Here is an 11953-nt window from a genome sequence, read left to right as displayed (position 1 = left end):
GATGAGCACGAGTGCAATGACAGAGCGCGGCATCGATACGTCGATGAAGGTCAACGGCCAGCGCCTGTGGGACAGCCTGATGACGATGGCGAAGATCGGCGCGACAGCGAAAGGCGGTGTATGCCGCCTTGCGCTGACCGATCTCGATCGGCAAGGGCGCGATCTGATCGTCAGTTGGGCGAAGGAAGCCGGCTGTACGGTCAGCGTCGATCAGATGGGCAATGTCTTCATGCGGCGCGCGGGCCGTCATCCCGACGCCGCCCCGGTCATGACGGGCTCGCATGCCGATTCGCAGCCCACCGGCGGCCGGTTCGACGGCATTTACGGCGTGCTCGGCGGGCTCGAGGTGATTCGCACGCTCAACGATCATCGCATCGAAACGGAGCATCCGGTCGAGGCCGTCATCTGGACCAATGAGGAAGGCTCGCGCTTTGCCCCGGCGATGGTGGCCTCAGGCGTATTCGCCGGCGTTTTTACGCTCGAGTACGGGCTCTCGCGCAAAGATATCGAGGGCAAAACGATTGGCGAGGAACTGCAGCGGATCGGCTATGCGGGCGACGTGCCCTGCGGCGGCAGGCCGATCCACGCGGCGTTCGAACTGCATATCGAGCAGGGCCCGATTCTCGAGGCCGAGGACAAGACGATCGGTGTCGTCACCGATGCGCAAGGGCAGCGGTGGTACGAAATCGTGCTGACCGGGCAGGAGGCACATGCGGGCCCTACGCCGATGCCGCGTCGCCGCGATGCGCTGCTCGGGGCCGCACGCGTCGTCGATCTGGTCAACCGGATCGGGCTGGCTCATGCACCGCTTGCCTGCGCAACGGTCGGCATGATGCAGGTTTATCCGAACTCGCGCAACGTCATTCCCGGGCGCGTCTTTTTCACTGTCGACTTTCGCCATCCCGACGATGCCGTACTCGCGCAAATGGACGCCGAGCTGCGCCAGGGCGTAGCCGACATCGCCAACCGTGTTGGTCTCGAAACCGCGCTCGACCAAATCTTTTATTACGCACCCGTTGCGTTCGATCGTGCCTGCGTCGAATCGGTTAGACGTGCCGCACAGCGCTTCGGCTATTCGCATCGCGACATGGTGTCGGGCGCCGGACACGACGCCTGCTATCTCGCACAGGTGGCCCCGACGTCGATGGTGTTCGTGCCCTGCGTCGACGGCATCAGCCATAACGAAATCGAGGATGCCACGCCCGAATGGATCGAGGCGGGAGCGAACGTGCTGTTGCACGCGATGCTCGAGCGCGCATGCGAGGCCGTCTGACGCACGCGGTTTGATCGGCTGCTGTTTCACGTCGTCCAGTCCTGTCGTCCCTCTTGCGAAGGAGCACGCATGACCATCAAGAAAACCGGCGATATTGCCGCCGGCCGGCTTGACTCGGCTCAGTTGGCTTGCGAGTTCGCCGATATCGCGCCACTCATGAACGCCACGGAGGCAGCAGTTGCGGCCAGCCGCTGCCACTATTGCTACGACGCACCCTGCGTGCATGCCTGTCCGACGCAAATCGACATCCCCGGATTCATTCGCAAGATCGGCAATGGGAACCTGAAGGGCGCGGCGCGCGATATTCTGTCGGCCAACCCGCTCGGCGGCATGTGCGCGCGGGTCTGCCCGACCGAGATTCTGTGCGAAGGCGCGTGCGTTCGAAACGATCAGGACAACGAACCGGTACGGATCGGCGCGTTGCAGCGGCATGCGACGGACTGGGCCATGGCCCGCGGCGAGCCGCTCTTTGCGCGCGCACCCGATACGGGGCGCCGCATCGCCGTGGTCGGTGCGGGACCGGCCGGGCTCGCCTGTGCGCATCGTCTTGCACTGTCGGGCCATCGCGTAACGATTTTCGATGCGCATGCGTTGCCAGGCGGGCTCAATGAATACGGCATTGCCGCCTATAAGACAGTCGACGACTTCGCGCAGCGCGAGGTGCAATGGCTGCTTTCGGTCGGCGGCATCGAATGGCGCTCCGGTGCAGCGCTTGGGCGTGACATCGACCTGGCGGAGTTGCGTCAGCAGCATGACGCGGTCTTTCTGGCAGTGGGGCTCGCGGGTGTCAAGGCGGTCGGTATCGAGGGCGAAGGGCTGGTCGGCGTCGAAGACGCCATCGCGTTCATCGCGCGGCTGCGCCAGGCAAAGGACAAATCGACCTTACCCGTCGGCCGTCGCGTGGTCGTCATCGGCGGCGGCAATACGGCTGTCGACGCCGCGGTGCAAAGCCGCAAGCTCGGTGCCGAGAGCGTGACGATGGTCTACCGGCGTGGGGTGGAGGCGATGAGTGCGACGTGGGCCGAGCGCGAATTCGCGCAAAAGCAAGGCGTAACGATCGTGCTGTGCGCGCGGCCGCTGCGCCTCATTGCGGACGGCGACGGACGCCATGTGACCGGCGTGGAATTCGAGCGCACCCGCGAAGACGAATCGCACCGCCTCATCGACACGGGCGAGCGTTTCGCCATCGAGGCCGACATGGTACTGAAGGCGATCGGACAGAAGCTTGTCGCTGACGGCATCGATCGCGAGATTCTCGCGCTCGATGGCGGGCGCATCGTCGTCGACGCCGAACGCCGTACCTCGCTTGCGCAGGTCTGGGCCGGCGGCGACTGCGCCGCACGTGAAGGGCTCGATCTGACGGTCCAGGCCGTGCAGGACGGCAAGCTTGCGGCCGACTCGATGGACCGGTATTTCGCCCGCACGGCCAAGCACGCGGCCTGACGCGCTCAGCCCGATTCTTTCCCAGCCTTCGCCCCACGGAGCCCGCCATGGCCGATCTTCGCTGCACCGTTGCAGGCATTTCATCGCCGAATCCGTTCTGGCTTGCTTCGGCTCCGCCAACCGACAAGGCCTACAACGTCAACCGCGCCTTCGAGGCGGGCTGGGGCGGTGTAGTCTGGAAGACGCTCGGTCTCGATCCGCATGTCGTCAACGTCAGCTCGCGCTACGGCGCTGTGCAATGGAACGGGCAGCGCATCGCGGGGCTCAACAATATCGAGTTGATCACCGATCGCCCGCTCGAGGTCAATCTGCGCGAAATCGAGCAGGTCAAGCGCGATTGGCCCGATCGCGCGCTGATCGTCTCGTTGATGGTGCCTTGCAACGAGCAGGACTGGAAATGGATTCTGCCGCGTGTCGAAGATACCGGCGCCGATGCCGTGGAACTCAATTTCGGGTGCCCGCATGGTATGAGCGAACGCGGCATGGGCTCCGCCGTCGGTCAGGTGCCCGAATACATCGAAATGGTCACGCGCTGGGTCAAGGAGGGTACGCGGCTGCCGTGCCTCGTGAAGCTCACGCCCAACATCACCGGCATCCGCCTCGGCTCGCGCGCCGCATTCAAGGGCGGTGCCGATGGCGTATCGCTGATCAACACGATCAATTCGATTGTCGCCGTCGATCTCGATCAGATGGCACCCATGCCGACCGTCGACGGCAAAGGCACGCACGGCGGCTATTGCGGCCCGGCCGTGAAGCCGATCGCGCTCAACATGGTGGCCGAAATCGCGCGCGACAGCGAGACGCCGGGTTTGCCGATTTCTGGCATCGGCGGTATCACGACATGGCGCGACGCGGCCGAGTTCATCGTGCTGGGCGCCGGCAGTGTGCAAGTCTGCACCGCCGCGATGCATTACGGCTTTCGGATCGTTTCGGATCTTGCCGATGGGCTCTCGAACTGGATGGATGAAAAGGGCTACGCGACGCTCGACGACATCCGCGGCCGTGCGGTGCCGAACGTGACGGATTGGAAGTACCTGAACATGAGCTACGACATCAAGGCGCGCATCGATCAGTCGCGCTGCATCCAATGCGGGCTCTGCCATATCGCCTGTGAAGACACCTCGCATCAGGCCATTACACGAGAAAAGGACGGCGTGCGCCATTTCGAGGTGATCGACGACCAGTGCGTCGGGTGCAATCTTTGCATGCACGTCTGCCCGGTCGATCAATGCATCACGATGGAGCGCGTCGACAGTGGCGCCTATTCCAATTGGACCGCGCATCCGAACAACCCGGCGCGCACGCAGGACGAGGCCGGCGTTCCTGCTCAAGCGGCCTGACGCGAGCCCGGACGCGCCGCATGAGACGGCGCGCCGGTCATTTGATAGTCGGTGCGTGTACATGACACGCAGGCGACGACGGGAGAACCCAATGAATCAGTCCGTAGGAAGCAGCGATGCCGTCATGCAGCCGGGCTTGGCTGCGAGCCCGCTCTACAACGACGACCTCGCGCCGACCGACCCGGCTCGCCGAACCTGGAAGTGGTATCACTTCGCGGCGCTATGGGTTGGCATGGTGATGAACATCGCCTCGTACATGCTGGCGGCCGGGTTGACCGATCAGGGCATGTCGCCGTGGCAAGCCGTGCTGACCGTACTGCTCGGCAACGTGATCGTCCTCGTGCCGATGCTGCTGATCGGCCATGCGGGTGCGAAGCACGGGATTCCCTACGCCGTGCTGGTGCGCGCCTCGTTCGGTACACAAGGCGCCAAACTGCCTGCGTTATTGCGTGCGATCGTCGCCTGCGGCTGGTATGGGATTCAGACCTGGCTCGGCGGCAGCGCGATCTATACGCTGCTCAACATCCTGACCGGCAACAGCTTGCAAGGCGCGCCGATCGCGGTGCTCGGCATTTCGGCAGGGCAGGCGGCCTGCTTTCTGTTTTTCTGGGGCATCCAGATCTACTTCATCGTCAACGGCACCGATTCGATCCGCTGGCTCGAAAGTTGGTCCGCGCCGATCAAGGTCGTGATGTGCGTAGCGCTCGTCTGGTGGGCGACGTCCAAAGCGGGCGGTGTCGGCTCGATGTTGTCGACGCCATCCCAGTTCGTGGCGGGCGGCAAGAAGGCCGGGCAATTCTGGGCGACGTTCTGGCCGAGCCTGACTGCGATGGTCGGGTTCTGGGCCACGCTGGCGCTGAACATTCCCGATTTCACACGCTTTGCGCGCACACAGCGCGACCAGATGGTGGGGCAGGCAATTGGCCTGCCGTTACCGATGGCTTTGCTCTCCGTCATCTCGGTGGTGGTGACCTCGGCCACGGTCGTCATCTACGGCAAGGCGATCTGGGACCCGATCGATCTGACGAGCCGCATGACCGGTATCGGCGTCGGGCTCGCGCTGATCATCCTCACGCTCGATACGATGTGCTGCAATCTCGCAGCCAACCTCGTCGGTCCGGCGTACGATTTCTCGAGTCTTTGGCCGCGAGCAGTGTCATATAAGACCGGTGGCCTGATCACCGCAACGATTGCAATCGTCATGATGCCTTGGAAGATTCTCGCGACCACGCAGGGCTACATTTTCACATGGCTGGTCGGATACTCGGCGCTGCTCGGTCCGGTGGCGGGCATCATGATGGTCGACTACTTTCTCGTGCGACGTACCCGGCTCGATCACGGCGAGCTGTTCGACGAGCATGGCGAATATTCGTACACGGGCGGATGGAATCCCGCGGCTGTCGCGGCGCTGCTGATCGGCGTGCTGCCCAACCTGCCTGGCTTTCTCAACACCGCATTTCCCGCGGCATTTCCGAATGTGCCCGATATGTTCAAGGAACTGTATACGTATGCGTGGTTCGTCGGGCTCGTGTTGGCCGCGCTCGTCTACGGCGTGTGGATGCGGCTCGGCGATCGGGCGAATCCACGCATCGCCCGGGCATAGCGGCACGAAGACATCAGCGTCAACTTCCATTGACGACATGGCATGGAACAGGAGACATCGAAATGGCAATCCTGATTCGCGGTGGCACCGTGGTCGACGCGAACGACACTTATCGGGCCGATGTGCTGTGCCACGACAGTGCGGCGGGCGGCACGATCGCGCAGATTGGGCTCGATCTCGATGTGCCGGCTGACGCGACCGTCATCGATGCGGGCGGGCAGTATGTGATGCCGGGCGGCATCGATCCGCACACGCATATGGAGTTGCCGTTCATGGGCACGCGGGCCAGCGACGACTTCTTCACGGGGACGGCAGCCGGTCTGGCGGGCGGCACGACGAGCATCATCGATTTCGTGATTCCGAATCCGCAGCAGCCCCTCCTGAGCGCGTTCGAGGACTGGCGCGGCTGGGCCGAGAAGGCCGCGGCCGATTACGGCTTTCACGTCGCGGTGACGTGGTGGGACGAATCGGTTCATCGGGACATGGGCACGCTCGTGCACGAGCATGGCGTCTCGAGTTTCAAGCACTTCATGGCCTACAAGAACGCGATCATGGCCGACGACGAAGTGCTCGTGAACAGTTTCATGCGCGCGCTCGAGCTCGGAGCGCTGCCGACGGTGCACGCGGAGAACGGCGAACTCGTGTTCCGGCTGCAGCGCGAATTGCTCGCTCGCGGCTTCACCGGACCGGAGGCCCATCCGCTTTCGCGTCCACCCGAGGTCGAGGGCGAGGCGGCCAACCGCGCGATACGGATCGCGCAGGTATTGGGCGTGCCGGTCTACATCGTGCACGTGTCGGCGAAGGATGCGCTCGATGCAATTATCCGCGCGCGCAGCGAGGGCCAGCGCGTGTTCGGCGAAGTGCTCGCGGGGCATCTCGTCATCGACGAATCGGTGTACCGGGATACCGAATGGGGACGTGCGGCCGCGCACGTCATGAGCCCGCCGTTTCGCACGCAGGCGCATCGCGATGCGCTCTGGCATGGATTGCAGGCCGGTCATCTGCAGACGACTGCGACCGATCATTGCGTGTTCTGTGCGTCGCAAAAGGCGATGGGGCGGGACGATTTCACAAAAATTCCGAACGGATGCGGCGGCGTGGAAGACCGCATGTCGGTGCTCTGGCATTACGGCGTCAACATGGGGCGCCTCACGCCGAATGAGTTCGTGCGTGTGACGTCGACGAACGCCGCGCAGATTTTCAATCTTTATCCGCGCAAAGGCGCGGTGGTGCAGGGCGCCGATGCCGATCTCGTGGTCTGGGACCCGCAGGGGAGCCGAACGATTTCAGTGGCCACGCACCATCAGAACGTCGATTTCAACGTATTCGAAGGGATCACGGTCGAAGGTGTGGCTACGTACACGATCGCGCGCGGCGAGCTGGCGTGGGCCGATGGCGATTTGCGGGCGCGGCGCGGGCAGGGCCGTTATCTGAAACGGCCGCCGAATCCCGCTTATTTCGACGCCATACGTGTGGCGAACCGGCTCAAGGAACCGGCACCGGTGGCGCGCTGAAGACTGACGCGTAGGCGGTGTTGCCGTGTGGACGTGCGTCAAACCTCGGATGCGGCGACGGAACACGCCGGGCGATCAAGCTCGGCTAACGCGCATCTCGCGCGCGATTGCCACGAAGCCGGCGATATATCCGATTTCCTCTTCTCCGCGGCGGATACCCAAATTGATGCTCTTGCCGATGCCGCGCTTGCCAAGCCGCACGGCTCGAATCGGGAAATCGGCGCCCTCTTCGTGAACGAGCCAGTCGGGCAGCACCGAAACGCCGCGCCCCGCGGCGACGAGTTGGAGCATAAGATCGGTCGCTTCCGCGGTTCTACGGTTCCTCGGCTTGCAATGAGCCGGGATGAGAAAGCGCGTATAGATGTCGAGCCGGTCTTCGCTGACGGGAACGGTGATCAGTTCTTCGTCGCGCAGGTCGCGAGGCTGAACGAAGGCACGCGCAGCCAACGGATGCGCTTCGTGCACGACCAGGACGAGCTCGTAGTCGATGACAGGCGTGAAGCGAATATCCGGTAAATCGATGGGATCGGGCGTAACGAGCAGGTCGATCTCATGGCCGGCAAGTGCCGCAACGCCGTCGAAGCGGAACGCTGTGCGCACGTCGAAGTCGACGTCCGGCCAGGCGGCAAGGTAACGGGGCGTGAGCCGCGATAGCCACTTTTGGCAGGGATGGCACTCCATGCCGACGCGCAGTGCGCCGCGCCGACCTTCGGCGAAATCCACCAACACGCGCTCGGCGTGATCGATTTGGGGCAACACGCGCTGCGCCAAAGCGAGCAGATACTCCCCGGCCTGAGAAAAGCGCAGCCCGCGCCCGCTCTTCGTCCAGATCTTGACGCCGTGCTGCTCTTCCATCTTTCGGATCGTGTGCGACAGCGCGGACTGTGTGACGTTGAGCCGTTCCGCGGCTGCGGTGACGCTGCCTAGCCGATCGACTTCCAGCAGGATAGCGAGCTGTTGGCGGTCTAGCATCCATGATCTCCATTCATTGTTCCATGAAAACATACCATTTCTGCTCATGGACGTGCGTTGCTATTCTGACCGAAATTCATGGCCGCGTGACCGCGTGCCGTCATATTGAAACGAGGAAGAAATAGTGAAGGCATGTTCCAGAGAGATCAGAGACGACGCTTCGACGGAAAACCTTGCTTGCATATTCGATCAAGTTGCCGATCGCAAGAAGTCGAACTCGATGAAATGGGCGATTGCCGAAAAGCTGCTTTCAGCAGATGAATTCGCTGCGGATCCGTTGCCCATGTGGGTTGCCGATATGGATTTCCGCGCGCCCCACCCCGTGATCGAGGCGCTTCACGAAGCGGTCGAGCACGGCATCTTCGGCTATCCGGGCGGCGCCACCGACAGCTATGTCGAGGCGGTGGTCGGCTGGCAGGCCAAGCGTTTCGGCTGGGACGTCCCCAAAGAATGGGTGGTGCAGACGTCCGGCATCATCACCACGCTGAAGACTGCGGTGCAGGCATTTTCGTCGCCGGGCGACACAGTGCTGATTCAGCCGCCGGTCTATGCGCATTTCCACAACGACGTCCTGATGAACGGACGCCATCTGGCTTTCGCGCCGCTCGAACGAACGGAAACGGGTTATCGCTTCAACGAAAAGACGTTCGAAGCGGCGATCCGGGATAACACGAAGCTCTTCATCCTTAGCCATCCCCATAATCCGACCGGTAATGTGTGGTCCGAGGGCGAGTTGCGCGCCATGGGGGAAATTTGCCTTCGGCATGGCGTGCTCGTCGTCTCCGACGAAATCCATCAGGACCTGATCGTCAACCCCGCGAAAAAGCACATTCCGTTTGCTTCGCTCGGCGAAACGTTCGCGCAGAACAGCATCACCTGCACGGCGCCCAGCAAGACCTTCAACCTGCCTGGTTTGCAAAGCGCGAACGTATTCGTTCCGAACCGGCGTCTGCGCGCCGAACTGCTCCGGCAGTACGACAGAAACATGTTCCCGCTCGTCAACACGTTGGGAATGGTCGCGGCGGAAGCAGCCTATACGCACGGCGAGCCGTGGCTCGAACAGATGTTGAGCTATCTGCGCGCGAACCACGCTCACTTTCGCAACGCCGTCAACGAGATGACGGCGAAGCTCAAGGTGCTGCCCGCGGATTCTCTCTATCTGGCCTGGATGGACTGCCGAGGGTTGGAAATGGACGCCGACGCGCTCGATAAATTCATGCTGACCAAGGCGAGGCTTTGGCTCGACAAGGGGCAGAAGTTCGGTAGGGAAGGGCACGGCTATATGCGCGTGAACCTCGGCTGCCCTCGCGCGACGGTCGACGAAGCGATTGTGCGGCTCGCGGCTGCGGTGACGGAAGGCTGAGGCGTAAGGCTGAGGCGTAAGGACCCGATCGATCGGAGGTTGACGTCGATAAGGCGCATGAGCGCTTTGTGCGTTGTTTTGTAGTACCCGCCTGTGGATGGATGAATCGAAACGTATTCGTCTGTCGTTCATGGGCTATTCATATAACGTTGGAGACAAAATCGTGAAGATCCGGAAAGCCATTCTTTTTGCAGCGCTCTCGATATCGGCGGCGTCTATGTCGTTCGGTGCTTTTGCGCAAGACCTGCTTGATGCCGTCAAGGCTCGGGGCACGTTGATGATCGGCATGGAGGGAACCTATCCTCCGTTCGACTATCGAGACTCGCAGGGAAGATTGCAGGGCTTCGACGTCGATGTCGCACGAGCGCTGGCCGCGAAGCTCGGCGTCAAACCGGACTTCTATACGGGGGAGTGGTCGGGGCTGATCGGCGGCCTGCAGGCCGGCAAGTTCGACGTGGTCGTGAATCAGGTGACCATCACGCAAAAGCGCCGCGAATCGCTGGACTTCAGTCCTCCGTACGCTTATTCAGCCGTCCAAGTCCTGGAAAGAAAGGACGACAAGACCGAGTATCAGAGTCTCGACGAACTGAAGGGTAAGCGCGTCGCCGTGACACTCGGTTCGAACTTTGCCGACCTGGCAAAGTCGGTTCCCGGCATCATCGTGCAGACGTACCCCGGAATGTCCGAAGCGCTCAGCGATCTCGTAGGCGGTCGAGCCGACGCGTATCTGAATGACCGCCTGTTCGTGCCGTATCTGATCAAGACTTCTCACGTGCCGATTCGTGGAGGCGGGCTCCTGAAGAATACCAGCGATGAAATCGGTATTCCGTTCAAAAAAGGAAATCCCAAGTTCTCGGCCGCGGTAAACGAGGCACTGACGACCATGAAGAACGACGGGACGCTCGCTGCGATTTCCAAGAAGTGGTTCGGCGTGGATGTCGCTCATCCGGTCGGTAATTGACGAATTGGCGCCTGGCCGGCCGCGGCTGTTTGCTGGAGTGTGAAGAGATGGATCGATTCGATTTGGTGGTCAACTCGGCCCCCGTGTTATTGATGGGTGCGCTTTTGACCGTGAAATTTGCGGTCGCGGCGATGGCATTCGGGCTCCTGGTCGGTGCGCTCACCGCGGTGTTGAGAATCAGCGGCAATCGCTATCTCGATCGGGTCGCGCAAGCCTACGTCAGTGTGATGCGCGGCACGCCGCTGCTTGTGCAGATGTTCGTCGTGTACTACGGGCTGCCCGATGTCGGCATATCGCTGTCGCCGACGACGGCGGGAATTCTGACACTGACGTTGAACGCGGGGGCCTACCTGTCCGAGAGCATGCGCGGTGCGATTCTGGGCATCCCGCGCGGCCAATGGAGCGCATCCCACAGTTTGGGGCTCACCTATTTCCAGACGTTGCGGTACGTCGTCGGCCCGCAGGCGCTGCGCCTTGCGGTGCCGTCCATGGGCAACACGCTCATCAGTCTGATCAAGGACACGTCGCTCGTTTCCGTGATCACGGTGACGGAGTTGCTGCGTTCCGCGCAGGAGGTCATTGCAACGACATTTCAGCCGTTGCCGTTGTACCTCGCGGCGGCCGCGCTGTATTGGGTGCTGAGTTCGCTGCTGGCGGGGGTCCAGAATCGCTTGGAAGGGCGCTTCGCCTTGCAGAGCCGTCACTAGATGCCAGCCGGCCCGCAAGCAACCTTAAGATCGGGTAACACGACATGATTGACATCGATAACGTTTCAAAGTGGTACGGCCAGCATCGCGTACTCGATAGCTGCACGACGCGAGTTCAAAAAGGCGAGGTCGTGGTCGTCTGCGGGCCTTCGGGATCGGGAAAGTCGACGCTCATCAAGACCATCAATGGGCTGGAGGTTTTCCAGCAAGGTTCGATCACCGTCGACGGCGTCAGCGTGGGACATTCGAAAGCGGATCTGACGTCACTGCGTACCCGGGTCGGAATGGTCTTTCAGCATTTCGAGCTGTTCCCGCATATGAGCATTTTGGAGAACCTCACATTGGCGCAGATGAAGGTGCTCCGGCGATCCCGCGAAGAAGCCGACGTGAAGGCGATGATGCTGCTCGATCGGGTGGGGCTCGAGTCGCACGCTCGAAAGTTTCCGGGGCAAATGTCGGGCGGACAGCAGCAGCGTGTCGCCATCGCCCGTGCATTGTCGATGGACCCCGCGGCGATTCTGTTCGACGAGCCGACGTCGGCCCTCGATCCGGAGATGATCAACGAGGTCCTGGACGTGATGATCGAGCTCGCACAAGACGGTATGACGATGGTCTGTGTGACGCATGAAATGGGTTTTGCGCGCAAGGTCGCCGATCGCGTGCTTTTCATGGATGCCGGCGTGATCGTCGAGGACTGTGTCAAGGACAGCTTCTTCGATACGCCTCGATCGGAGCGCGCTCGGGACTTTCTTGCGAAGGTCCTGCATTGATACTCTC

The 11953-nt window shown here is 62.0% G+C and carries 10 protein-coding genes; 9 read left to right on the top strand and 1 reads right to left on the bottom strand.

Features of this window, described 5'->3' with window-relative positions:
• Position 1: 1 nt before the first annotated feature.
• From VGL01_RS06440 to hydA, 5 genes are all read left to right on the top strand, one after another.
• On the top strand, positions 2-1273 hold the full coding sequence (locus tag VGL01_RS06440; protein ID WP_331568026.1) for a Zn-dependent hydrolase: 1272 nt from the start codon (positions 2-4) through the stop codon (positions 1271-1273).
• Between the two features lie 69 nt (positions 1274-1342).
• Positions 1343-2716 (top strand): NAD(P)-dependent oxidoreductase, encoded by a 1374-nt coding sequence (locus tag VGL01_RS06435; RefSeq protein WP_331568025.1) that lies wholly within the window; start codon positions 1343-1345, stop codon positions 2714-2716.
• A gap of 47 nt (positions 2717-2763) precedes the next feature.
• Positions 2764-4056, top strand: a complete 1293-nt coding sequence (gene preA / locus VGL01_RS06430; RefSeq protein WP_331568024.1) for an NAD-dependent dihydropyrimidine dehydrogenase subunit PreA — start codon at positions 2764-2766, stop codon at positions 4054-4056.
• Positions 4057-4147: 91 nt separating this feature from the next.
• On the top strand, positions 4148-5659 hold the full coding sequence (locus VGL01_RS06425; protein ID WP_331568023.1) for an NCS1 family nucleobase:cation symporter-1: 1512 nt from the start codon (positions 4148-4150) through the stop codon (positions 5657-5659).
• A 62-nt stretch (positions 5660-5721) separates the two neighbouring features.
• Positions 5722-7173 carry a dihydropyrimidinase gene (gene hydA, locus VGL01_RS06420; RefSeq protein ID WP_331568022.1) on the top strand — a complete coding sequence of 484 codons (1452 nt, stop codon included), beginning with the start codon at positions 5722-5724 and terminating at the stop codon, positions 7171-7173.
• A gap of 75 nt (positions 7174-7248) precedes the next feature.
• Here hydA and VGL01_RS06415 read toward each other — a convergent pair whose 3' ends face one another.
• The gene (locus tag VGL01_RS06415; protein ID WP_331568021.1) at positions 7249-8145 is read right to left on the bottom strand and encodes a LysR family transcriptional regulator; all 897 of its coding nucleotides are present in this window, start codon (positions 8143-8145) and stop codon (positions 7249-7251) included.
• Positions 8146-8269: 124 nt separating this feature from the next.
• On the opposite strand from VGL01_RS06415, the gene VGL01_RS06410 reads away from it, so the two are divergent.
• The 4 genes from VGL01_RS06410 to VGL01_RS06395 all read left to right on the top strand — a co-directional run bounded on the left by VGL01_RS06410 (position 8270) and on the right by VGL01_RS06395 (position 11946).
• Positions 8270-9508, top strand: coding sequence for a MalY/PatB family protein (locus VGL01_RS06410; RefSeq protein ID WP_331568020.1), 1239 nt, complete (start codon positions 8270-8272; stop codon positions 9506-9508).
• 163 nt (positions 9509-9671) lie between these two features.
• Positions 9672-10469 carry a transporter substrate-binding domain-containing protein gene (locus VGL01_RS06405; protein WP_331568019.1) on the top strand — a complete coding sequence of 266 codons (798 nt, stop codon included), beginning with the start codon at positions 9672-9674 and terminating at the stop codon, positions 10467-10469.
• 47 nt (positions 10470-10516) lie between these two features.
• Positions 10517-11176: an amino acid ABC transporter permease gene (locus VGL01_RS06400; protein WP_331568018.1), complete on the top strand. Its 660-nt coding sequence runs from the start codon at positions 10517-10519 to the stop codon at positions 11174-11176.
• 44 nt (positions 11177-11220) lie between these two features.
• A complete protein-coding gene (locus tag VGL01_RS06395; RefSeq protein ID WP_331568017.1) occupies positions 11221-11946 on the top strand; it encodes an amino acid ABC transporter ATP-binding protein in 726 nt (241 codons plus the stop codon).
• Positions 11947-11953 lie beyond the last annotated feature (7 nt).

Source organism: Trinickia sp. (assembly GCF_036503415.1).
GTDB lineage: Bacteria > Pseudomonadota > Gammaproteobacteria > Burkholderiales > Burkholderiaceae > Trinickia.
The sequence above is the reverse complement of the archived record's forward strand: the minus strand, read 5'-3'. Positions and strand labels throughout refer to the sequence as shown.

Excerpts from the sequence above, each read along its gene's own strand:
- preA (WP_331568024.1), top strand. The coding sequence starts at position 2,764 with ATGGCCGATCTTCGCTGCACCGTTGCAGGCATTTCATCGCCGAATCCG.
- VGL01_RS06440 (WP_331568026.1), top strand. The coding sequence starts at position 2 with ATGAGCACGAGTGCAATGACAGAGCGCGGCATCGATACGTCGATGAAG.
- VGL01_RS06395 (WP_331568017.1), top strand. The coding sequence starts at position 11,221 with ATGATTGACATCGATAACGTTTCAAAGTGGTACGGCCAGCATCGCGTA.
- VGL01_RS06425 (WP_331568023.1), top strand. The coding sequence starts at position 4,148 with ATGAATCAGTCCGTAGGAAGCAGCGATGCCGTCATGCAGCCGGGCTTG.
- VGL01_RS06415 (WP_331568021.1), bottom strand. The coding sequence starts at position 8,145 with ATGCTAGACCGCCAACAGCTCGCTATCCTGCTGGAAGTCGATCGGCTA.
- hydA (WP_331568022.1), top strand. The coding sequence starts at position 5,722 with ATGGCAATCCTGATTCGCGGTGGCACCGTGGTCGACGCGAACGACACT.
- VGL01_RS06400 (WP_331568018.1), top strand. The coding sequence starts at position 10,517 with ATGGATCGATTCGATTTGGTGGTCAACTCGGCCCCCGTGTTATTGATG.
- VGL01_RS06435 (WP_331568025.1), top strand. The coding sequence starts at position 1,343 with ATGACCATCAAGAAAACCGGCGATATTGCCGCCGGCCGGCTTGACTCG.